Here is a 24762-nt window from a genome sequence, read left to right on the forward strand (position 1 = left end):
GCAAAAAATAAGAATTGATGTTAAAAACATTTTCAGACTTAGGTATTCATAAAGAAGCTGTAGCTCGTTTAGAAAAACTTGATATTACCATACCTACCCAAGTACAAGAAAAAACCATTCCTTTTGCTTTATTTAAAAAGAAAGACATGGTGGTATTGGCAAAAACAGGAACTGGTAAAACAGCCGCTTTTGGTTTGCCAATGTTGCAAAAAATAGATACCAACAGTGCAACTGTACAAGTATTAATATTAGCACCAACTAGAGAATTAGCACGTCAAATACACAGTAATTTAGTTGCATTTGCAGCACCTAAACAAAAAGAAAAAATTGCAGCTGTTTATGGAGGTACCTCTATAAAAGAGCAAACAGATATGCTTAAAAATAATCCTAATATTGTAGTAGCTACTCCTGGTCGTTTGGTAGACTTAATTGAAAGACAAGCTATTGATGTTCAGAAAATACAATACTTTATTTTAGATGAAGCAGATGAAATGGTAAGTGCCTTAAAAGAAGAAGTAGAAACCATCATCAAAGAAATTCCAGAAAACCGAAGAACGTTATTATTTACAGCCACCATGCCTGGTACCATTAAGCAATTGGTACAAAACTACATGTCTAAACACGTAGAATATATTGAAACCGATATGGATACCCTAGGGCATAAAGGTATTGATCATCAATATGTAGTAGTGGAGCCTATTGAAAAATTAAATGTGTTAATGCATTTCTTAAATACTAAAAATGGGGAGCGTGGCATCATTTTTTGTAAAACCAAAGCAGCAGTAAACAAATTGGCTAAAAATTTGGCCATTAATAAGTTTTCTTCTGGTGCCATACATGGTAGTTTAAGTCAAGGTATTCGTGATCGTGTGATGGGGCAGTTTAGAGATGGAAATATCAATATATTAGTGGCAACAGATTTGGCTGCCAGAGGTATAGATGTAAAAGAGGTTTCTTATGTTGTAAATTATCATTTACCAGACAGATATGACACGTATATACATAGAAGCGGACGTACCGCTAGGGCAGGAGCTACCGGACTTTCATTAAGTGTGATACAACAAGATGAAGTAGAGGAGATCCCTGAGTTTGAAGAAGATTTAGGCTTAAAATTTACCGAATACCAAAAAGCGAATGCGCAAAGTATTGAAGACAATAATACTCTTTTATGGGCGAAGAAAATCTTTAAAACCAAGCCTAATAGAGACGTTTCTGAAGATGTAAAAGCCAAAATAAAAACGGTATTTCATCATTTAACCAAAGAAGAATTGATAGATAAGGTATTGGCAAATTATTTAGCGCAAACATCTCCATCGAAAGGAAATTCTAAAAAGAAAAAGTAAATCTCGACTACGCTCAACCCAACAAAAATATTATGGCAAATACAATAAAAAATCAAGCGGATATTTTAGCAAAATTGCAAATTAAAGCATTAAACCCAATGCAAGAAGAAGCAATTGAAGTGATTGGTAATAATGAAAATACCATACTGTTATCTCCTACAGGTACAGGTAAAACCTTGGGTTTTGCATTGCCATTGTTACAAACTTTAGATCCAAGTTCTAAAGAAGTGCAAGCTTTAATTTTAGTACCCTCTAGGGAGTTGGCTATCCAAATAGAACAGGTCATTCGCTCAATGGGTTCTGGCTACAAAGTAAATGCAGTGTATGGAGGAAGACCCATGTCTAAAGATAAAATAGAACTGAAACATACGCCTGCAATTCTAATAGGAACTCCGGGTAGAATTGCAGATCATTTTAGCAACGATCGTTTTTCGAAAGACCATATAAAAACCTTAATATTAGATGAATTCGATAAGTCTTTAGAGGTAGGTTTTGAGTATGAAATGCGCGGAATTATTAATCAACTACATTCTTTAAGTAAACGCATATTAACCTCTGCTACACAGGGAGTTGAAATCCCTAATTTTGTAAAATTAGTCAAACCCAAAACGGTTAATTATTTAAAAGAAAAAAGGACGTCGCAGTTGACTTTTAAAACGGTGGTTTCACCAAGTAAAAGCAAACTAAAAACACTCTTACAACTCATCCAACATATTGGCAATGCACCCGGAATTGTCTTTTGTAATTTTAAAGACAGCATATTAGAAGTTAGTGACTTTTTAGAAACTAACAAGATAAGTCATGCTTGTTTTTCTGGTGGAATGGAACAGAGAGATCGAGAACGTGCTTTGATTAAATTTAGAAACGGAACTTGTCAATTATTAATCGCTACGGATTTGGCAGCAAGAGGTATAGACATCCCAGAAATGAAATTTATCATTCATTACGAATTGCCCAAACACGAAGAGGAGTTTATCCACAGAAATGGACGTACAGCCAGGGTCAATGAAAAAGGAACTGCCTATATTTTACGTTGGGAAAAAGAATATTTACCTGCTTTTATCAAAGAGACCAAAGGGGTACTTATTGCTAAAAAAGCCCATTATACGCCACAATATTGGGAAACTTTGTTTATTTCTGGCGGAAGAAAAGACAAAATATCGAAAGGAGACATTGCTGGTTTGTTTTTAAAGCAAGGAGGCCTTAAAAAAGAAGAATTGGGAGTTATTGAGCTAAAACCAGATTGTGCTTTTGTTGCGATTCCTTTGGCCTTAGCAGACGGTTTGGTTGCTAAATTGAATAACAGCCGTTTAAAGAAAAAGAAAGTAAGAGTTACGGTCTTGTAGTTTGCTATTGTCATTGCGAGAAGGAACGACGCGACAATCTCAACTATTTAAACATTTTAAGAGATTTCTCAATCGTTCATACTTCTCTCATCGAAATGACAATAACAGTGTCATTGCGAGGCGCGAAGCAATCTCAAAACAGACTGCTTCGTCATACTTCCTCGCAGTGCGAATACTAATGTCATTGCGAGCGAGCTTGCAACAAGGAATCTCAATAAGTTCTCGAAACAATTTTTCATTCTTCAAAATCACTCGAACTGACATTTGGCGTGTTATTGTCATTACGATTTTATAAAACCACATCTGAGCACATTAAAAAAGCTCATTTCGAAATAACTTTTGACTTAAAAATAGTCTGTTATATTCATTCGAAAGAGCTTTCACGAGGGAATTCATATATAATTTTAATAACAACTTACCTCATAGTGTCACCTAGCAAGAGATTCCCGACCTTGCATCATTGGAAATGAACAACTTATACACACATGGCATCTTTTTCAACAACTTCAAATTGTTTTAAAGCTTCCATGGCTTCAGTACCATATACAACTGAAGGTCCGCCACCCATTAAAATAGCGACACCAATAGTTTCCATAATTTCTTTTTTGGTAGCACCTGCTTGAATTGCGTCATGCACATGATACACAATACAACCTTCGCAACGAATGGTAATAGCTATACCTAATGCAATGAGTTCTTTAACTTTAGAAGACAAAGCGCCTGCTGCCATTGTATTTTGATGTAAATCACCAAAAGGAAGCATGGTATCAGGAATTTCTATCCCCATTTCTTCCATAGCTTTATTTATCGCTTCGAATTGTTTTGGATAATTTTTCATAATGTTGCCTTTTTTAGTTTATGATGTTAAGATACCACCTATAAAAAGAGCAACCAATGATAATTATCAGACTACTAGTTTTATTTAGAAATCTTTTAAGAAGCGCCTATGGTTATAGACACTTTGTCTTTAAAACAAACTACATTCTCAAGTTTCTTAGCTGTGTTTTTTAAAACAAGTATTTCACCACAGAAGGAATCAAATTAAAGCCTAAACTAGCCGTAATATACATCCCATTATTTTTGACTCTTTGTAGTTCTTGATTCACCATTTTATCTGTTTTACCCATACGGTAGCCCGCACCCAAATGTAAGTTTCTAATAGGTTCTACACCAAAACCAAAATAAAAATTGTCGGTTATATTCGCATTTTCATAATCTATAGAAATATCAAAATGCATCGTTGCTGTCAACCAATCTTTGGCATCTACATATACGTCTTGAGGCTTTAAATATGTAGAAAAAGTAAGAGAAGGCCTAACCCCAGAATTATCTACTTCTATCGCAGCATTGTTGGCATCTTGTTCATAGTATTTACTTGCTGTCCAAACTGCTCCTGCTGTTAAAGCAAAACGGTACAAACGATGGGTAGGAGGCAAGTCGTCACTCACCAACAATTTAGAAGCATAAGTAATGTCGTAACTCGGTGCTTTCTCTTTGCCTTCTTCTACTTTCTTTACATAATTTTCAATATTTAATTGATGGGTATATAAATTAATGGTAGGCGCAGAATTTGCTTTAAAAGGTTTCGGGTACTTTAAGATATATTCCGTGTAATTCGGCACATTTGTTTGCTTTAAGCGAATTAGACCTTCTATTATTTTTATTTTTTCCTTTTTCTCCTTTTCGTTTTGAATTAATTTTTGAAGGATTTTTTTCTTATAAAAACCTTCGTGGTCAAAACTTAAAAAAGAGGCAGTGTCTTTCTGAGAGGGTAACTTTGTTTTTTCAGCAGCAAGAAAATCATAGGTTTCTGTTAAATAAACATTTAATTGAGCGTAATAGGCTGCATTTTTGATGCTGGTTTCATTATCATTAGCTTTATCTACAATTTTTGCAACCGAGGCAGCCGTTTCTACATCTATATCTGTGCTATTACTTTCATCAGCTACGTCTTCATTTTCTGTAGCTTTTATGCCCCCAATAATATCACCTAACAAACCGTCACTAATACCATCGATAGCTTCCATTCCTTTAAAATTACTGGCAGCTTCAACAGCTACAGAATCGTTATGACTAGTGAGCATAGAAATTTTAAAAGGAGCGTTTTTTATAAGATCTGGAGTAAAATTAATAATGTGTGCATACAAATGAGAGGCTGTGGTAAGCTGTGGTAAGGTAGGGGTTAATCTTGCCACTTCTAGTTGTTTGTTTTTAGCATTCAGAGTTCCGTTGTTATTAATATCATACACAATTTCGTGGATGTCTTTCGTTTTTGAAAGCAAGATCCCTTGGTGCAATACCGTGTATAAAGGTTTTTTAATAAATGCTTTAGAGGTGTCTTTTTTGATTATTTTGTCTTGCATAGATTCAACCAATTTGGTGTTTCGTTTTGTAAGAGTATTTATAGTGTCATTTATCAATTGAATGCTATCCTTTATCAACCTCGTTTTTAAGAGTATTTTGTCATTTAATTTTACAATTTCATTTCCTAAATTACTAATGTACTTTGGTGTTGTAGATGCATGTGTAATTTTAGTAAGGTGGGTTACAATTTCTTTTTTAGAAGCCAATGTAGTGGCTAATTTTTCCTTTTCTTTATCTCCTAAGCTTTCTTTCTTTTTAAACTTTTCTGCTAACTTTTTATACGCTTTTATATTTTTGTTATTTGTATCGAGTGTCTTTAAATAAGCATCTAAGCCTTGGGCATTGTTGTCTATATAATTTTTAACAATGCTATGCAAAGTATCTTCATATTGCTGTAAAAACACATTTAATTGTAATGTTTTGGTTTTATCATTGCTGATTTTTGATAAATACTTTTTCCCTTCTTTATTAGTTTCTACCAACCAATAATTAAAATATCGAGCATTGTTTTTTATCTCATCAAAAATATAGTTAACTCCTTCTTTATCATGTTTTAAAACTCTTAAAGTGTTATTAGATCCAATCAAATTGGCTTCAAAGTTATAGTGGTTACGCCATTGGTAAAGTATAAAATAATTCGATTTTTCTGCATCTGGTATTTCATCTATAATCATTCTAAACGCTAGTCCTTCAGTGGTAGGGGCATCAAAACCGTAATTTTTAATAATCTTCCCTTTTTTATCAAATACCAGGGTTCTTTCTTGTGCGCTGCTTTGTGTAATGATAAAGAACACAAAGAACGTTTGTAGTAGTTTTTTTCTCATGGGGTTGTTTTTTAGTAGGTTACCTTGTAAAAATAACAAAAAGAAACCTTTAAAAACTACCTACTTATAAGTAATCGGTACCTTAATTTGTGTTGCGTCTTATGCTTCTAAATTTTTTACTTTTGGTTTGGTCTTACTTCTTTGTAGTCACATTATGCTTTTATGTACTCCTTGTTCAAATCGACATATTTTTATTCATATACCCATTGCCATTGCAAGGAGGAATGACGTGGCAATCTCAACTATTGATACACTTTAAGAGATTTCTCTGTCGTTCATACTTCTCTCATCGAAATGACAATAACAGTGTCATTACGAAGCACGAAGCAATCTCAAAACAGACCGCTTCGTCATACTTCCTTGCAGTGACGAATACTAATGTCATTGCGAGAAGGGACGAAGCAAACACAATCTCAAGAACCTAAAGATAATAAGAGGTTTCTCAAACATTCATGTTTTGAAGTAACAAATTTAAATGAACTCGTATTTTAGTTGATAACTTCAAGGGAATTGTGAATACATATCACTTGTATACTTCAATAAAACCCTTTAATTTTACAAAAGTAAAGTAAGAAAAGAATCTTATTAAAACAGTATTGTAAATTTTTAATAAGTTGCTAATTAGTGGTTTGATAAAAACCTGTTGATAACTTCATTTTTATTGACAATACTAATCCTTTTCTTTACGCCAACAAAAAAGCCTTAGATCTGTTGAACTAAGACTTTTAGTAAAACGGTAACACTTTAAAAGTATTGTAGTTTCTTATTCGGACCATAAAATTACAACTCTTTTTTAGCTTACCAAAATTTATTTTGTTAAAATAAAGCAGGTTCAACAGACTGCATTTTGGTAAAAATATGACCTAACATTTCTTATGAAACTCCTGTAAGTAATAGCATTACTTATGGTTCTACTACACAAAAATCGTGTGTGGTTGGGCAATGCATTGCAGAGTTTTTAAAGCGTGCTAAAAAAGGTATCCGTATTGCTACCTTTCTAAAGCAATACAACCAAATACCCATATAAAAATGGCTATTAAATTTAAAACTATTCAGAGGAAAAATCCTCAAGATAGAACATTAGACGCAAAATATTATGCAGCAGTTGTTGCTAATGGAAGCGTAGATTTTGAAACCTTAGCAGAAATGATTTCTGAGCAGTCGGCACTTTCGGCGAGTGACTGTTTGGCTTTATTAAATATTTTAGAAGTAAATATTATAAGAGAGTTAAATCAAGGGCGTATTGTACGTCTGGGAAAACTTGGAAATTTTCAAGTAGGGTTAAGTTCTAAAGGTTTTGTTTCTGAAGATGAAGTTTCTGCAGATGCAATTACCAATACACGTGTATTATTTAGACCCGCTGTAAAATTAAAAGCTATGTTAAAAAACTTAAAGTTTAGCAGAACAACATAGAATTTTATAAGCAGTTGTAACAATGTTTATCATTGTAAAACCTCAATAACCTAGTGTTTTTTTTGCCTTATTACGTACGTAGGCAACTTTTATCGGGTACGCATGCAGTATGCAATGCACACTGATGGAGTACACAGCGCACCTTGAGGCATTTTATTACCTTCATTATGAGGGTTTTTACAAGGTAAAAAGCAAAAAAGACGTGGGCATCTCATAAAAAGAAGCACGATTAACAGATTGCCGCGTCCTACGTCCTCGCAATGACAGTTAAAAACCATCCATTTATCAACAAAACGAACTTGTTATCAACCAAAAACACCTTAAAATAAGAGCATTAAGGGGATGTAGCACGAAGTAAACGCTCTATACGTTACTGCGAGTAACGAAGCAGTTTGTTAATGTATAGAAGAGTCAACATACAGATGGCTTTACTGTGTTTGTAATAACTTTTAAATTTCACTCTTTTTTTCTTCTATAAAAGGCAAAATATTGGTATTTTTAACCATAAAATTGCTAATTAAAATATGTCATTATATCAAACTTCAGTATTAAAAAGTTATATCAACTTACAAGAAGATGCTGTTATAGAAAAAGCCTATAAGAAGTATGTCAAGTATTTTTTTAATCCTACTATACAAGAAAACATTAGAAGTTCTAAAGAAGAAGAATATCAGGGTATATTTTTAACAGAACTATTTGTAAATATATTAGGCTATACACTAAAGCCAAAAGCCAATTTTAATTTAGTTGCAGAATATAAGAATCAAACAAATTCTAGAAAAGCAGATGGTGCCATCTTACATAACAATATAGCAATAGGTGTTATAGAATTAAAAGGCACAAAAACCAAAGATTTAGAAAGCATAAGAAAACAAGCCTTTGATTACAAAGCAAATCAAAAAGGGTGTGTATATGTAATTACTTCTAATTTTGAGAAGTTACGTTTCTATATAAATGATGCTACTGAGTTTGAAGAATTCAATTTATTTGAATTGACTAAAGAACGTTTTCAGCTCTTTTATTTATGCTTACAGAAAGACAATATTATCAATAATGTGCCTTTAAAAATTAAAGAAGCCTCTATAGTACAAGAAGAAAAAATAACCAAAGATTTCTATAAAGATTACTCACTCTTTAAAAGAGAATTGTATAGAGATTTAGTAAAACAAAATGCAAAAAGATTAAAAAGTACCAATGTCATTTCGAGCGCAGTCGAGAAATCTCAAGAACAACTACAACTAGAAAAAAACGTAAAACTCACTTTATTTAAAAAGTCACAAAAATTAATAGATCGTTTCTTATTTATATTCTTTGCAGAAGACCGTAGTTTATTACCCGCAAATAGTACAGAACTCATATTAGAAAAATGGAAAGCAGATATTGATTTTGGTGATGAAAGACCACTATACAACCTATTTAAACAATACTTTCATTTTTTAGACCAAGGAAGACAAGGCACAAAAAGTAGAGGCGAAATATACGCTTATAATGGTGGTTTATTTAAAGAAGACACTTTATTAGATGGCTTAATTATAGACAATGAGCTACTCTACAAACACACCCATAAATTAGCAGGTTACGATTTTGAAAGTCAAGTTGATGTAAATATTTTAGGACACATTTTCGAAAACTCTTTAAACGAAATAGAAAGTGTAAATGCAGAAATTGAAGGTGCAGATTTTGATAAACAAACCAGCAAACGTAAAAAAGACGGAGTATTCTACACCCCAAAATACATTACCAAATACATTGTAGAAAATACAGTTGGTAAATTATGCACAGAAAAGAAAACCGAATTAGGGATTAAAGAAGAAGAATACTTTAAAGGACGTAAGAATAGAAATAAGACAACCATAACAAAGTTAGTAGACTTATTAGATACCTATAGAGATTGGTTGCTACAACTTACCATTTGCGACCCTGCTTGTGGTTCTGGTGCATTTTTAAACCAAGCGTTAAACTTTCTAATTGCAGAACACACCTATATAGACGAACTAAAAACAAAAGTATTAGGTGGAGGTTTTCAGTTTTCTGACATTGAAAACACCATTTTAGAAAACAATATTTTTGGTGTAGATTTAAATGAAGAATCTGTAGAAATAGCAAAATTATCTTTATGGTTACGTACTGCACAACCTCGTAGAAAATTAAACGATTTAAGCAGCAATATTAAATGTGGTAATTCTTTAATTGATGCTAAAACAGTTGCAGGTGATAAAGCGTTTCATTGGGAAACTCAATTTCCACAAGTGTTTAATCCGTCATTGCGAGAAGGAACGACGAAGCAATCTCTTGATGCTAAAAAAGGTTTTGATGTGATTATTGGGAATCCGCCTTATGTTCAAATTACAGAGTATAAAGAATTTTATAATAAAAAATTTGAAACTAGTAAATGTGGGGATTTATATGCTTTGTTTTACGAACAAGGAATTAAAATTCTTAAAGAAAAAGGTTGTTTTTCTTTTATAACTCCTTCTTTATTTATCAAAGGGATTAGATATGCAGAATTAAGAAATTTCTTGCTAAATAATACAGAAATAATTGAGATTTTAGATAAAGGTGATGGCGTATTTCAAGATGTTCAAATGCCTACAGCAATTGTAGTTGCCAATAAGTTTAAAGTTAATAATCAAGATTGGAATAGATTTATTCCAAATGGGATTTTAATAAATAAAATTAAAAAAGATTCTATTGAACTTGAAAAAATAACAAAAATTAAAAGGGGTTTAGAAATAGGAAAAGATAAAGTAAATGAATTTAATTCATCTGATATAAAAATCATTACAGGTGAAGATGTTGCTAGATATAATATTAGAAAATATCAATCTATTTTATCTGAAACATATAATAATTATAAGAAAGACGAAATATTCTTTAATTCTGAAAGAATTATTATTAGAGAAACTGGGAACCGAATTACGAGTTTGTTTGTGAATGAAAATGTTCAGCAAAATAGGAGCTTATATTCTATATTAATTCATAATGATGAATTTAAATATCAGTATTTATTGAGTATTATAAATTCAAGTCTGATTCAATTCTTTTATAAGTCTAAGTTTGCAGCTAATACAGATGTATTCCCTAAAATTAGAATAGCTCAAGTAAAAGAATTACCAATTAAGAAAATAGAAAAAGAAAAACAAGAAGTTTTTGTTTCTAAAGCAATATTGATGTTGAATTTAAATAAAAAGATAAGCATATTATCTAATAAATTCCAAAACTACTTAAAACAAAAATTCCAATTAGAAAAACTACCAAAAAAACTACAAAATTGGCAAGATTTAGAATTTGGAGACTTTGTAAAAGAGCTAAATAAAGCCATTAAATTAAGCAATAAGCAACGTTTAAAAGATAATCTACAAGAAATACCAGCGCTAACAAAAAAAGATGAGTTTGAGTGGTTAGACCTCTTTGAAGAAAACAAACAAAAAGCACAAGCATTACAAACTCAAATAAACCAAACAGACAAAGAAATAGATGCTATGGTCTATGAGTTGTATGGTTTAACAGATGATGAAATCTCAATAGTTGAAAACTCTTGAGATTCATGAACACCAAAATAAAAAAGTGGTAAGCTAAACCACGTAATGGCGTTAGTATAGAGTAATAAGAATAACATTCGTCACTGCGAAGTATGAAGCAGTCTATTGGATGAAATAGAGGAGAATAGGTTATGAGATTGCTTTGTCCTACGTCCTCGCAATGACGTAGGAGAATTTACGCAATGACTTTAGGATGGAATAATAAGAATAACATTCGTCACTGCGAAGCATGAAGCAGTCTATTGGATGAAATAGAGGAGTGTAAATTATGAGATTGTGTTTGCTTCATTCCTCGCAACAGGCTATACCTCGCAATGGATGGTGATAATAGGCAGATTGCTTCGTCGCTCCTCCTCGCAATGACGGTAAATAGACAAAATGAAACCAGGTTTTATATACATACTAACCAATAAGAATACTACTACTTTGTATGTGGGGGTTACCAATAATATCATTACACGTATACAACAGCACAAAGATAAGATCAATCCTAAATCTTTTACTGCACGTTACAATTTACACAAATTGGTGTATTATGAAGCTTTTCAAGAAATTGGCGACGCTATTGCTAGAGAAAAGCAATTAAAAGGTGGTAATAGAGCTAAAAAAATTGCATTGATTGAAAGTATCAATCCGAATTGGAAAGATTTGTTTGGAGTGGTGCAAGAGGAGTTTGAGTAATTCGTTACTGCGAAGTATAAAGCAGTCTATTGGATGAAATAGAGGAGAATAGGTTATGAGATTGCTTTGTCCTACGTCCTCGCAATGACATTGGGGGTGTCCTCGCAATGACGTAGGAGAATTGGCGCAATGACCATAAACCCTAAAAATCCCATCGATAAAAACAGCTTTTTGGTATAGGAAACAACCCCAAACGTATATTATACTTTAATAAGTATCGTAATTCTCAGACATTTGAAGTGTTAAATTAAAACCGCTTTAAAATGAGAAACTTAATATTCTTAGCAAGTTTGTTTTTTGCACTGTTTGTAAACGCACAAACACCTCAAAATACAACAACTGTATATACTTGGTCTTTTCAAGACTGTGTAGACCATGCCATAAAAAATAACATTAGCATTAAAAATGCTGTATTAGATAAAAATATAGCTCAAATAGCTTATGACCGCGCCAAAGACGCCAAATTACCTAATTTATTTGGGAGTGCATCGCAAAGTTTTTCTAGTGGTAACACTATAGACCCTATTACAAGCGATTTTGTAACAGAACAAGTAAATAGTACCAATGTTGGTATTAATAGTTCTGTTACCTTGTTTCAGGGAAACCAACTAAACAACCAGCAAAAACAAAACAAAATATTTGTAGAACAAAGCAGTTTGTTGGCAGAAGAAGTACAAAATAATATTGTTTTAACAATCTTAGAAAACTACTTACAAGCTTTATATAGCAAAGAAGATATTGCTATTGCAGAAAACAATTTAAAAGCCACTCAAAAAGAATTGGCAAGAGCCAAAGCACGTTTGGATGCTGGCGAAATTACGTTGATAGCTTATAGCGAAATACAAAGTCAGGCAGCTACAAACAAATACACTATTATAGCTGCAAAAAACAACTACCAACAATACATTATTACTCTAAAACAATTGTTAGAGTTGGCACCTGCTACAACTTTAGATATTAAACCTTTAGATGAAGATAAAGAAGTTATAAATTTAGAATTGAACAAGTTAGAAGTTTATTCAAAAGCATTAAGCTTTTTACCAGAGTATGCCTCAAGCAATTTAAATATAGATGCCAATAAAAAAGAATTAGACATTGCCAAAGGAGGTTTTTTACCAACACTTTCTTTATCTGGTAGTTTAGGATCTGGGTATACAAGTATTAATAGCAATACGTTTACAGATCAATTAGATTTGAATTTCAATCAAAAAATAGGACTCTCATTAAACATTCCTATTTTTAATAGAAACCAAACAAAAGCCGCAGTTAAAACAGCCGAAATACAAATTGAAAAGGCAGAAATAGAAAAGGAAAGCACCACAAAAGCAATCTATAAAAAAGTAGAAACTGCCTATCAAAATGTGTTGTCTGCTCAAGAACAATTAATTGCAGCAGCAGCAGCCAAAGAAGCAGCACAACAATCGTATAATTTGGCGTTAAAAAAATATGAACTGGGAGCATTAGATGCAACTAACTTGGTAATCAGTCAAAATACCAATACCAATGCACAACAAAATTACATACAGGCAAAATACTTGACACTTTTATACCATCAATTATTACAATTTTACCAAGGGAATCCAATTACACTTTAAGAAGAAACATCATGAAAAACAAGAAAAAAAGCATCATCGTCATCATTAGTATAGCAATACTAGCTGCTGTTGCCTATGGAATATTTAAACCAGCAGACAAAGTACTAATCATACCCAAAACAATTACCGCTAAAAAGGCAGACGTAACCACCATGGTAACTGCTACAGGTACTATAGAACCTATTACACAGGTAGAGGTAGGGACACAAGTATCTGGTGTGGTAGAAAAAATATATGTAGATTATAACAGTGTGGTAAAAGAAGGACAGCTTATTGCAGAATTGGATAAAACCAATTTAAAAGCAACCTATACAGATGCCAAAGCAGCTTATGACAATGCCGTGAATCAGAAAAATTATATGAAAGTAATTTACGATCGCCAAAAATCGTTGTTTGACAGTCAGGTAATTAGTCAATCTGATTTTGATGAAGCACAATACAATTATCAAATAGCCAAAGGAACTGTAATTCAACGTTTGTCTGACTTACAAAGAGCCAAAACAAATTTAGGCTATGCCAATATTTACTCGCCAATAGATGGTGTGGTTTTATCTAGAGCTATTGACGAAGGACAAACAGTAGCCGCAAGTTATAGCACACCAACCTTATTTACCATTGCACAAGATTTAAAAGAAATGCAAGTAGAGGCAGATGTAGATGAAGCAGATATAGGGCAAGTAAAAGAAGGACAACGTGTTACTTTTACGGTAGATGCTTATTTAGGCGATACGTTTAATGGTGTGGTAACCCAAGTGCGTTTAGACCCAACGGTAACCTCTAATGTAGTTACCTATACTGTGGTGATAAAAGCAGAAAACGAAGACTTAAAATTAAAACCAGGGTTAACTGCCACTGTTTCTATTTTTACTTTAGAATTAAAAGACATACTAACCGCAGAAGCAAAAGCTGTTAATTTTAAACCAACAACCAGTGTTTTAGAAGCATACAATTTACAAAACCAAATCTCTACCAACAGTGTTAGTACAGCAACAAATGCAAAAACACTTTGGGTATTGCAAAAAGACCAAAGTATTGTACCAAAAACAGTTGTTTTAGGAGCTAGCAATGGGGTGCATGTTCAGATTTTAGAAGGAATTGAAGCAGGAGAAAAATTAGTGTATAGTTTAAAAGAAACCAGTGTAACAAAAAGAGAAAACGGAAAAAGTGAGAGTCCGTTTATGCCACAAAGACCAGGAGGAAACAAGAAAAAATAGAACGCTATGGCTAAAGAAATTATTAAAATAGACAATTTAAAACGCGATTTTAAAATGGGGAGTGAAACGGTACATGCCCTAAAAGGGATATCGTTTGCCATAGAACAAGGAGAATTTGTAACCATTATGGGATCTAGTGGTTCTGGTAAAAGTACCATGCTAAATATTGTGGGATGCTTAGATCAGCCTACCGCTGGTACCTACGAAATAGATGGTGTGTTGGTTAAAGATTTAAGTAGAAATGAATTGGCAACCATACGAAATGAAAAAATAGGCTTCATTTTTCAATCGTATAATTTATTGGCAAGAACTTCTGCCATAGAAAACGTAGAATTGCCTTTATTATACAACAGTAAGGTATCTACAGAAGAACGAAGAGCACGTGCTATAAAAGCCTTAGAAATGGTGGGTTTAGGAGACAGAATGGATCATACCCCTGCACAATTGTCTGGAGGACAACAGCAAAGGGTAGCCATTGCCAGATCTTTGGTAAACAACCCTGTAATGATTTTGGCAGATGAGGCCACAGGAAACCTAGACACCCGAACTTCTTATGAAATTATGTCGTTATTTCAAGAGTTAAACAAAAAGGGAATTACCATCACTTTTGTAACACATGAACCTGATATTGCAACGTTTAGCAAACGAACCATTGTTTTAAAAGACGGTTATATTATTGAAGATAAAAAGAATGAAAACGTAGCATCTGCCGCAGCACAATTGGCAAAACTGCCACAAGAAAATCACTAATTATGAGACTACTAAATTTATTTAAAATTGCTTTTAAAGCTATTGTTTTAAACAAAGTAAGAACTTTACTAACCATGCTCGGTATTATTATTGGGGTAGGTTCTGTAATTGCCATGTTAGCTATAGGAGAAGGTTCTAAAGAAAGCATACGTGCTACCATTTCTAGTATGGGATCTAATATGATAACGATTAAACCAGGAACCGATACAAGAGGCCCTGCAAGAGGAAGTGGAGGAAATGTACAAACCTTAACTTTAGATGATTTTAATACGATTAAAGAAGAGGCTCAATTGGTAACTTATATTACACCTTTTGTTAGTGGAGGAGGACAAATCATTAACGGATCTAACAACTGGCCTTCTTCGATGTATGGGGTCAATCCAGATTATTTAAAAATTAAAGATACTGAGATTGAAAACGGAAGTATGTTTACAGATGCCGAAGTACGTTCTGCAGCCAAAGTAGCTTTGATTGGGCAAACTGTAGTAGAAAATATTTTTACAGATGGAGAAGATCCTGTTGGTAAAATGATTCGTTTTAACAACATACCCTTTACAATAATTGGGGTTTTAGAAGAAAAAGGAGAAAACACGTTTGGTCAAGACCAAGATGATGTAATTATTGCGCCGTATACTACCGTACAAAAAAGAATTTTAGCCATTGATTATATAAGTCAAATAATGGCTTCTGCAATTAGTGAAGATGAAGCCCCTAATGCAGTAATACAAGTATCTGAAATTTTAAGAAGACAACACAAAATAAGTGCTACAGAAGAAGACGATTTTCATGTGCGTTCTATGGAAGAATTGATTTCTACTTTTAGTTCTACCAGCGAAATGTTGACCATTTTATTGGTAGCAGTAGCCAGTATTTCTTTACTAATTGGTGGAATTGGCATTATGAATATTATGTATGTTTCTGTAAAAGAACGCACCAAAGAAATTGGGTTAAGAATGGCAGTAGGCGGCAAAGGATCTGATATTTTAATGCAGTTTTTAATTGAAGCTATTTTAATAAGCATTACAGGAGGAGTTTTAGGGGTGATTTTAGGTTTAGGAGCCACCGTTTTTATAGAGAAATTCTTACATTGGCCAACCAGTGTTGCTGTGTATTCCATTGTTATTTCGTTTGCAGTTTGTGCCATTACAGGTATTTTCTTTGGATGGTACCCTGCAAGAAAAGCGGCTGCTTTAGACCCTATTACAGCTTTACGATACGAATAACAACTTAAAAGTACAATTAATTAATTGAAGTGTATTATTTTTGGGAGTAACAATTTAATTAGCATAGAATTTTTAAATTAAAGATGAATGATTCAAAATAAAAACATAACACTCATATCACACTTTTTAGTGTGGTTTGTGTTGTTTAGTATGCCTTATTTACTTTCGTATGGGCAAGAACAAGATTTAAATAGAGTATTTATTCATTTTTGGATTCCTTTATTACTATCGGCAATCTTATTTTATTTAAATTATTTTATACTCATTGATAAGTTCTTATTTACAAAAAAAACTTTTTGGTTTGTTGCTATTAATTTGTTTTTAATTGCCCTTTTCATTTATTGTAAAGAAAGCATAGAAAGCATTTACTTTCAAGATTTAATTAAAAAAAGACCGATTGGTGAAAAAGGAAATACAGGTCCTCCATTTAAAATGTTTATTTACGTACAAATGGTATCTTATATGGCGCCTTTACTATTTTCTATAGCTCTAAAAACCACCAAACGTTGGAACAAAACAGAAGCAGCGCGTAAAGAAGCTGCCAATTTTAAATTACAATCAGAATTACAGCATTTGCATTACCAATTACAGCCTCATTTCTTTTTTAATTCGTTAAATAATATTTATGCTTTGGTAGATCTATCACCAGAACAAGCAAAAACATCTATTCATAGTTTAGGGAAATTGATGCGTTATATGTTGTATGATACCAACGTAGAATTTATTGCATTGAGTAAAGAAATAGATTTTATAAAAAAGTATATTGAATTGATGAAATTGCGTGTATCTAACAAAACTACAGTCAATTATAAATTTCCTACAGAAGAAACAGGTATAAAAATTGCCCCTTTATTATTTATATCTCTCATAGAAAATGCGTTTAAACATGGTGTTTCTGCATCAAAAGAAAGTGAGATAAACATCAATTTGTTTTGCGAAAACAAAAAGGTTTGCTTTCAAATAGAAAACGATAATTATCCTAAAAAAACCAATGATAAAAGTGGTTCGGGTATTGGTTTACAGAACTTAGAGAAGAGATTAAAATTATTATATCCAAGTCAATATCATTTTACCACTTCTTTACAGAATAATAAATTTTTAGTTACCTTTCATATAGAAACAAAGTAAAAGTATGCCTACACAAAATATTACCTGTATTATTGTTGATGACGAACCAATGGCTTTAAATTTGGTAGAAAGTTATGTTGTAAAAACTCCTTTTTTAGAGTTGCAAAAAAAATGCAACAGTGCCATAGAAGCATTGGATTTTGTAAAAACAAATCCGGTTGATTTGTTGTTTTTAGACATACAAATGCCAGATTTAACAGGTTTAGAACTCTCTAAATTATTGCCCAAAGAAACGCGCGTAATTTTTACAACGGCTTTTAATGAATATGCTTTAGAAGGTTTTAAGGTAGAAGCTTTAGATTATTTATTAAAGCCTTTTGATTATGCAGAATTTTTAGCGGCTGCCAATAAAGCACATACTTGGTTTGGTTTGGTAAAAGGAAATATTGAAAAACAGATTACTGAAGAAAAGGAGTTTTTGTTTGTAAAATCTGAATACAAACAATTACGCATTAAGTTAGCGGATGTTTTGTATTTTGAAGGTTTAAAAGACTATATAAAAATATGGATAAAAGACAATCCAAAACCTATTTTAACCTTAATGAGTTTAAAATCTTTACAAGAAGAATTGTCTGAAAATCAGTTTTTAAGAGTACACCGTTCTTTTATAGTTTCTTTAAAAAACATAGAAGTGGTAGAACGCAGTCAGATCATCATCAACCAACAACGCATTACGGTTTCTGACCAATACAAACCAAAATTTTTAGCGTATATTACTAATAATTCATTAACATAATTATTCGCAAAAATTTCGTCTATAATATCCTATTTTAGAACGGTAAAAACCGAGTGTTTGTCTATTCTATTTTCTTACAAACATGGGTTGTAATACATTTGACTCATATTAATTTAAAACAATTATTTATGAAGAAAATAGCTGCAATCATATTGCTTTCATTAAGCCTTTTTAGCTGTAATGTATACAATAACATGACATCATCAAATTTTAAACAAGCACAAACTTTATTAAGCTCTTTAAGTGCAGACAGTTCTGTAAAACAAATTTCTACTTTATTAACTTTATTAGATACCAATAAAAACAATACTTTAGAATCTACAGAAACAGTTGGGGCAGTAGAAGAAAATTTTAATCTTTTAGATACAGATCATAATTTAAGTTTAAGTCTAGAAGAGTTAAAAGGTTTATTACCTTTATTAAAAAAATAGATTATTTTTCTGACACAAAAAAAACACTCTTTTTAGAGTGTTTTTTTGTTTTTAAAAACTATTCGGTTATATTTTTTTAGTATTACCTCTAATTAATGATACTATAAATAATATTAAAAAGATAAAGAATAATATTTTAGCAAACCCAGCTGCAGCTCCTGCTATTCCTGTGAATCCTAATATTGCTGCAATAAATGCAATGATAATAAATGTAATGGTCCAACGTAACATAATGTAAAGTTTTAAAAGGTTAATAATTCTTTTTTTGTGATACCACAAAGTTAGAAACCAATTAGATTTTTGTTTTGTTCATATAGAATTGATGTTGACTCAAATGAAAAAGAAATTCAATTTTGATATGAGCAAAAATTACAATGATATGGATTAAAGATAAAAAGAGGGTTATTATAATTTTGCTGTTCAAGATTAAAACAAACAGCATTATGAAACAAGGACCAGAAAATTTTAAAATTAGTAAAGACAATCCAAAAAAGAAAAATTATATTTTTAAAACAATAATAGTATATGCATTGGTTTTTATAGAATTACAACAGTACTTATAATTGGTGTACTGATGGTTGTTGCCATAGGAACTTTTCTTTTATAAATGTATAAAGAAATAAACATAATCTATAAATTATGAAATATAGCTTATCAAATACAGCAAGTAAAACTCTAATAGAGCAAGAGCTCAAATTAAATTTTAAATACCCAAATATTTATAAACCTAAATTAAAAATAGATGGATATAGGGAGCAACCTATATCAATTATTACTACTGAAGAACCAACAATAATTACACAAGCTATTTGGGGGCTTTTACCTCAAAATTTTCAAGGAAGTTGGAAAAAATTTCAGCGTTTAAAAACAACATTACATGTAAATAAAGATGAAGTTTTAGAGAATTTTTTGTACAAAGAGGCTCTAGAAAAAAGAAGGTGTTTAATTATTGTAACAGGTTTTTATACTTATAATTTAAAAGGTAAAAATGTAATTAGCTGCTTATTAGAAAAAGACCCCATTAAACCCTTTTATTTAGCAGGCATTTATAATGTTTTGCAAGATGGATTTATTACCTGTACTGTAATAAATACAAATGTAAATTCATCAATAGATTCCATTAATAACTTGTATAAAGTGATGCCAATACAAATACCAGATATTCTTAAAAATATTTGGTTAGATAAAAAAACACCCATAAAAGATATTAAATATTTAATTTCTAAACCATATTTTACTAAATTTAAAGTTCAAAAAATTGCAATTTAATATGGCAACCCTATTTTATATTATGTACGCAGTTAGTACACTTTGGGCTATTTTTAGTATTATTTTATACGGAAGTCGCCCTGCAAGATCAATAGGTTGGCTTTTAATTGTAATTATTTTTCCTATTATAGGAGTTGTTTTTTATGTGCTTTTTGGAATAAACAGAAAGAAATTTAAATTTTTTACACTTAATTTTAATGCCAAAAGAAAACTATATGATTTAAGGCATAAAAGTGATAATAGAGAAAAATTCACCTATAAATACGATGTTGAAAAATTTAAAAGAATAGGAAAATTATTACAAAAAAGTTCAGGTTTCCCTAGTGTTCAAGGAAATAAATTAGAATTATTAAAAGACGGAAAAACCACATTTAATGAAATCTTTGAAGCTTTTTCTAAAGCTAAAAAATTTATCCATATTCAATATTATATTTTAGAAGAAGGAGAGTTGTTAGATAAATTAATTAGTTTGTTTACAGAAAAAATTAAAAACGGAATAGAAATTAGAATTTTATATGATGCTATTGGTAGTAGTGGATGGAAAAATAAAGCGGTAAAAAAACTAGAAAATTTAGGCGCAAAAACATATCCTATTCTTCCTCTTAAATTAGGATCTATTTTATCTACGCTAAACTATAGAAACCATAGAAAAATAGCTATTATAGATGGTGTAATGGCTTTTGCAGGTGGAGTTAATGTTTCTGATAAATACATAAAATCAAAATCAGATTTAGGTGTTTGGGATGATTTGCATGTAAAAATAGAAGGACCTGCAGTAGATCATTTACATAGAATTTTTATCAAAGATTATTATTTTGCCAGTAACGAAGTTTTATTAACAAATCAATTTTATCTTCCTTTTCAAAAAGAAAAAGGAAATTCTATCGTTCAAATTGTAGCAGGAGGCCCAGATCTTAAATATTTATCTATTTTACATCAATATCTTACTATGATTAATTCTGCGGAGGACTCTATTTATATAGAAAACCCCTATTTTATTCCAAATAAAGCATTGTTAGAAGCTCTAAAAATGGCAGTTCTAAGTGGAATAGATGTAAAAATAATGGTACCAAAAAATAACGATAGTAAAATAGCCAAACATAGTATGTTTGCTAATTTTGAAGATTTGTTACAAGCAGGAGTTAAAATTTGTGTTTTAAAAGATACTTTCTCTCACAGTAAATTAATAATTATAGATGAAGAAATTGCCTCTATTGGATCTGGAAACTTTGATTATAGAAGTTTTGAGTATAATTATGAAGTTAACATACTTATTAATGATACAATTATTGCTAAAAACTTGAGTAATGATTTTAAAAACAGCTTAGAAAATTGTGAAATTTTAGATTATGAATCTTTTAAAAATCGCCCTTTGTCAACAAAATTATTAGAAGGATGTGCAAAAATATTCAGTCCATTATTATAAAAAACAGACTACAATGAGTAAAAAAAATATTACAAAACTAGAAGAATTAGATAAAAATATTCCTATCAATTTAGTTTTATCTGGCGGTGGTGTTAAATCTACTGGACATTTAGCACTTCTTGAAAGAATTGAAGAATTAGGTTTAAAAATTAATGCTATTTCAGGGAGTAGTGGAGGAGCTCTAGTAGCCTCTTTATATGCTTCTGGTTTAACAACAAAAGAAATTTTAAAAATATTTAAGGAAACTAGTATTTTTAAAATCTCTTTTTTTAGTATTACAAAAGCAGGTCTTTTTGACACGTTTTTATTTAAAACTGCAATTGAAAATAAAATTAAGTCCAATTTTAGCGAATTAGATATTCCTTTACATATAACTGCAACTAATATACAAGATGGTACCATACGTTATTTTAATAAAGGCAAATTGTTAAAACCTGTTTTAGCATCTTGTGCAATACCAGGTATATTTAGCCCAATTAATATCAATAACATTTTATATTCAGATGGTGGAGTTTTAGACAATTTTCCTATTAAACCATTTGAACAATCAGATTTACCATTAATTGGGAGTTATGTGAGTGACCCTCCAAAAAGAACCAAAGAAGAATTAAACTCTACATTAAAAGTTTTAGAACAGGCAATTTTTTTAATGACACATTCCGCAGAAAGTTTTAAGTTTTTTAATACAAATCTTACCATACGATTTCCGCTTTATAATTATTCTGGTTTAGATAATAAAGAAGCAGAAAAAATTTATAAAAAATGTAAATTGTTCTTAAAGAATAAATAACAGTTAGATTTTAAGCCACCTTAATATTTGCTTCTTGTTTGTTTTTTAAAAACTGACTTGGTGAAATGTTATATTTCTTTTTAAAAATCTTTGAAAAATAACTTCTGCTACTAAAACCTATAGTGTACACAATTTGAGAGATATTCAAATCTGTAGAATTTATTAAATCTCTAGCTTCTTCTAATCGAACGTGCCTAATATATTCTGTTACAGTTCTTGTATACAACAACTTAAATCCTTCTTGTAATTTAGCTTGTGTTAAAGTACTAGAAATTGCTAACTCTTCTACAGTATAATCTATAGATACATCTTTTAAAATTTTTTCAGCAACTTTTCTAACCCTATTTAATTCTTTTTTTGAGAGTGAAGTATTAGGTTGTTTTTTTAATTTAACATCTTTATCATGTTGAAGCATGTGTTCTGATAAAATTTGATACACAATACCTTCCTTAATCAAGATTCTGATCATTCCTTTTTGTTTTACATTATCATATTGTTTGATAAGATTCGCCAATTTTAAATTATAAGTACCAAAATAAGCAAACACCTTTTCATGTTGCTGATCATGAAAAACATTATATAAATGTTGATTTAAAATAGAAGCATCATTTAAGCGTTTTTTTATAAATTTCATTCTGCTAATTTGAATGATATGAATACGAATAGGTACATTTTTTTCAAAATAACCATAATTATAACCATCATCTTTACTCGTTATAATTACAGATTGAAATTGTTCTAGCTTTCTTTTTTTATCTTCTAACTCAAATCGATGATAACAATGTCCTAAAGAAGTATAGGTAAAATGAATAGGATTAAATTCTGAAGCATCCATAATTAAAGTAATATCATCAAAAAAAGTAATATTATACTCTAAAGTACTACCTCCCCATTCAAAAGTAATAAAAGTAATAGTTCCCTTAGCATTTTCATTGTCAACTTCTAAAATATACTCTCCCCAACGTTCTCTTATGCTACCTCCAATAACATCTCTAATTTGTCTAACGGTTCCTTCTGTACTCTGAGCAGTAATATTAATAGTTTTCACAGTTATATTTTTTGGGTGCAATAAATGTAAGCTAATTAAATGAGTCAACATCAAAATTATATGAGCAAAACCAAAAAGTAGTTTGATAATATCTTTGTTTTGAACTTAAAAACAAGAATTATGAAATATTTAAAAACAATTTTATTTGGTACAATTTTATTATTTACTGCAACAATTTCCGCTCAAGAAATCTCAAAAAATGCTTTGGGGATTAGAGTAGGAGATAATGATGGATTTGGAGGAGAAATATCTTATCAAAAATACGTGTCAGATAACAATCGTTTAGAGTTTGATTTAGGTTTTAGAAATTCTAATAATATAGAGGCTTTTAAATTAGTAGGATTATACCAATGGGTAAATGCCTTAGATAATAACTTTAATTGGTTTGTTGGTGCTGGTGCTGGTGTAGGATCATTCGATTCACCTAATGATGATGGGGCATTTGCTTTAGTAGCTGCAAATTTAGGTATAGAATATAATTTTAACATACCACTTTTAATGTCTTTAGATATTAGACCAGAATTAGGCTTTAATGATACTTACAGTAACGATTTAGACCTAGACATTGCTTTAGGTATTAGATACCAATTTTAATATAAAAACTTATAACCATGAATAAAACGATTAAAACAATTTTAATAGTAGCCGGATTTGCCCTATTAATTTACGGAGGGTATGAACTTGTTACTCCTGAAGCATCTGTAGATATTGGTATTGCAGAGTTCGAAACTCAGAGTAACAACAATGCTTATATAAGTATTGGTATTGGGCTAATTACATTAATAGCCAGTTTTCTAATGAAGAAATAAAAAATAGAAGTAAAACAATTATTATAAATAACCATAAATTATATAAAAATGAAAACAATATATTTAATAATAACTTTAATGATGGTAAGTGTTATATCATTAAATGCTCAAGACATAAAAAAGAAATCAACAGCAGGTATAAAAGGTGGATATAATCTTTCTTTTGTAAGTTTTGATGGTACCTCAGAAACAGAAAAATTACAAGGGTTTCATATTGGTTTTTATGGTGAATCTTTTTTAGGTAAATACTTTTCAATTCAACCAGAAATATTATACTCACAACAAGGATACAAAATTGTAGATAATGGTGGTACCTATAAACAAAAATTAGATTACATAAACATACCAATAATGTTTAAATTATATCCTGTAAATAGTTTCTTTTTAGAAGCTGGACCTCAAATAGGAGTTTCTATTTCACACAAAGAAACTTTTGATGCTGGTTTTGTTCTATATGATACATCAGAAGAATTTGAACCAGAAAATTTTGATTGGGGTATAAACTTAGGTGCTGGTTTTAAAAGCGAATCAGGTATCAGTTTAGGAGTAAGACACCATTTAGGTCAAAATGATATTTATGATGAAGACAAACCCAAAAATAGAGTTTGGCAAGTATATGTAGGATTTGATTTTTAGATTCAATCAATAAAGATAGAAAACTAAGTTTTCTATCTTATTTTTTTAATAAATCTACCTAAGAATTGAATACATTTAAAATATAACATAAAATATTTGAGTTCAATATGAATTGTTCTGATATAATGAACGATTTATATTGAACTTTAGTTTTATTAAAACTTCTTTATGAAATTGTTTTATATTGCTCCTGA

General features: G+C 30.8%; 22 protein-coding genes. 18 read left to right on the forward strand and 4 right to left on the reverse strand.

The window, feature by feature from the left end; genetic code table 11:
- Positions 1–17 precede the first annotated feature (17 nt).
- Positions 18–1343, forward strand: coding sequence for a DEAD/DEAH box helicase (locus ABJG40_RS11840; RefSeq protein ID WP_348024792.1), 1326 nt, complete (start codon positions 18–20; stop codon positions 1341–1343).
- A 32-nt stretch (positions 1344–1375) separates the two neighbouring features.
- Positions 1376–2689 carry a DEAD/DEAH box helicase gene (locus ABJG40_RS11845; protein ID WP_348024793.1) on the forward strand — a complete coding sequence of 438 codons (1314 nt, stop codon included), beginning with the start codon at positions 1376–1378 and terminating at the stop codon, positions 2687–2689.
- 475 nt (positions 2690–3164) lie between these two features.
- Here the strand turns inward: ABJG40_RS11845 and ABJG40_RS11850 are convergent, their stop codons facing one another.
- Positions 3165–3485 (reverse strand): carboxymuconolactone decarboxylase family protein, encoded by a 321-nt coding sequence (locus tag ABJG40_RS11850; RefSeq protein ID WP_348024794.1) that lies wholly within the window; start codon positions 3483–3485, stop codon positions 3165–3167.
- A gap of 211 nt (positions 3486–3696) precedes the next feature.
- Positions 3697–5877, reverse strand: a complete 2181-nt coding sequence (locus ABJG40_RS11855; protein WP_348024795.1) for a hypothetical protein — start codon at positions 5875–5877, stop codon at positions 3697–3699.
- A gap of 1029 nt (positions 5878–6906) precedes the next feature.
- Between ABJG40_RS11855 and ABJG40_RS11860 the strand changes: the two genes are divergently transcribed.
- From ABJG40_RS11860 to ABJG40_RS11905, 10 genes are all read left to right on the forward strand, one after another.
- The gene (locus tag ABJG40_RS11860) at positions 6907–7290 is read left to right on the forward strand and encodes an HU family DNA-binding protein (RefSeq protein ID WP_348024796.1); all 384 of its coding nucleotides are present in this window, start codon (positions 6907–6909) and stop codon (positions 7288–7290) included.
- Between the two features lie 524 nt (positions 7291–7814).
- Positions 7815–10832 (forward strand): TaqI-like C-terminal specificity domain-containing protein, encoded by a 3018-nt coding sequence (locus tag ABJG40_RS11865; RefSeq protein WP_348024797.1) that lies wholly within the window; start codon positions 7815–7817, stop codon positions 10830–10832.
- 378 nt (positions 10833–11210) lie between these two features.
- Complete coding sequence (locus tag ABJG40_RS11870; protein ID WP_348024798.1) at positions 11211–11513, forward strand: GIY-YIG nuclease family protein; 303 nt, start codon at positions 11211–11213, stop codon at positions 11511–11513.
- Positions 11514–11776: 263 nt separating this feature from the next.
- Positions 11777–13108, forward strand: a complete 1332-nt coding sequence (locus tag ABJG40_RS11875) for a TolC family protein (protein ID WP_348024799.1) — start codon at positions 11777–11779, stop codon at positions 13106–13108.
- A gap of 11 nt (positions 13109–13119) precedes the next feature.
- On the forward strand, positions 13120–14322 hold the full coding sequence (locus ABJG40_RS11880) for an efflux RND transporter periplasmic adaptor subunit (protein WP_348024800.1): 1203 nt from the start codon (positions 13120–13122) through the stop codon (positions 14320–14322).
- Between the two features lie 6 nt (positions 14323–14328).
- On the forward strand, positions 14329–15072 hold the full coding sequence (locus tag ABJG40_RS11885; RefSeq protein ID WP_348024801.1) for an ABC transporter ATP-binding protein: 744 nt from the start codon (positions 14329–14331) through the stop codon (positions 15070–15072).
- 2 nt (positions 15073–15074) lie between these two features.
- Positions 15075–16295, forward strand: a complete 1221-nt coding sequence (locus tag ABJG40_RS11890; protein ID WP_348024802.1) for an ABC transporter permease — start codon at positions 15075–15077, stop codon at positions 16293–16295.
- Positions 16296–16382: 87 nt separating this feature from the next.
- Positions 16383–17423 (forward strand): histidine kinase, encoded by a 1041-nt coding sequence (locus ABJG40_RS11895; RefSeq protein ID WP_348024803.1) that lies wholly within the window; start codon positions 16383–16385, stop codon positions 17421–17423.
- Between the two features lie 4 nt (positions 17424–17427).
- Positions 17428–18159, forward strand: a complete 732-nt coding sequence (locus ABJG40_RS11900) for a LytTR family DNA-binding domain-containing protein (RefSeq protein ID WP_348024804.1) — start codon at positions 17428–17430, stop codon at positions 18157–18159.
- Positions 18160–18287: 128 nt separating this feature from the next.
- Positions 18288–18590 carry a hypothetical protein gene (locus ABJG40_RS11905; RefSeq protein ID WP_348024805.1) on the forward strand — a complete coding sequence of 101 codons (303 nt, stop codon included), beginning with the start codon at positions 18288–18290 and terminating at the stop codon, positions 18588–18590.
- 66 nt (positions 18591–18656) lie between these two features.
- Here ABJG40_RS11905 and ABJG40_RS11910 read toward each other — a convergent pair whose 3' ends face one another.
- Positions 18657–18821: a DUF1328 family protein gene (locus tag ABJG40_RS11910; RefSeq protein WP_348024806.1), complete on the reverse strand. Its 165-nt coding sequence runs from the start codon at positions 18819–18821 to the stop codon at positions 18657–18659.
- A gap of 408 nt (positions 18822–19229) precedes the next feature.
- Here ABJG40_RS11910 and ABJG40_RS11915 point away from each other — a divergent pair, with 408 nt between their 5' ends.
- The 3 genes from ABJG40_RS11915 to ABJG40_RS11925 are packed head-to-tail and all read left to right on the forward strand — an operon-like array spanning position 19230 to position 22075.
- Positions 19230–19859, forward strand: coding sequence for an SOS response-associated peptidase family protein (locus tag ABJG40_RS11915; RefSeq protein ID WP_348024807.1), 630 nt, complete (start codon positions 19230–19232; stop codon positions 19857–19859).
- 1 nt (position 19860) lies between these two features.
- Positions 19861–21285, forward strand: a complete 1425-nt coding sequence (gene cls / locus ABJG40_RS11920; protein ID WP_348024808.1) for a cardiolipin synthase — start codon at positions 19861–19863, stop codon at positions 21283–21285.
- 13 nt (positions 21286–21298) lie between these two features.
- On the forward strand, positions 21299–22075 hold the full coding sequence (locus tag ABJG40_RS11925) for a patatin-like phospholipase family protein (RefSeq protein WP_348024809.1): 777 nt from the start codon (positions 21299–21301) through the stop codon (positions 22073–22075).
- Positions 22076–22085: 10 nt separating this feature from the next.
- Here ABJG40_RS11925 and ABJG40_RS11930 read toward each other — a convergent pair whose 3' ends face one another.
- Positions 22086–23123, reverse strand: a complete 1038-nt coding sequence (locus ABJG40_RS11930; protein ID WP_348024810.1) for a helix-turn-helix transcriptional regulator — start codon at positions 23121–23123, stop codon at positions 22086–22088.
- Positions 23124–23243: 120 nt separating this feature from the next.
- Between ABJG40_RS11930 and ABJG40_RS11935 the strand changes: the two genes are divergently transcribed.
- The 3 genes from ABJG40_RS11935 to ABJG40_RS11945 are packed head-to-tail and all read left to right on the forward strand — an operon-like array spanning position 23244 to position 24568.
- Entirely contained in the window at positions 23244–23717 is a 474-nt protein-coding gene (locus tag ABJG40_RS11935) for a hypothetical protein (protein WP_348024811.1), read from the forward strand.
- Positions 23718–23734: 17 nt separating this feature from the next.
- Complete coding sequence (locus ABJG40_RS11940) at positions 23735–23932, forward strand: hypothetical protein (protein WP_348024812.1); 198 nt, start codon at positions 23735–23737, stop codon at positions 23930–23932.
- A gap of 48 nt (positions 23933–23980) precedes the next feature.
- The gene (locus ABJG40_RS11945) at positions 23981–24568 is read left to right on the forward strand and encodes a porin family protein (protein ID WP_348024813.1); all 588 of its coding nucleotides are present in this window, start codon (positions 23981–23983) and stop codon (positions 24566–24568) included.
- The last annotated feature ends 194 nt before the right edge of the window (positions 24569–24762 follow it).

The sequence above is a fragment of the Polaribacter sp. genome (genome assembly GCF_039939415.1).
In the GTDB taxonomy this organism is placed as follows: domain Bacteria; phylum Bacteroidota; class Bacteroidia; order Flavobacteriales; family Flavobacteriaceae; genus Polaribacter.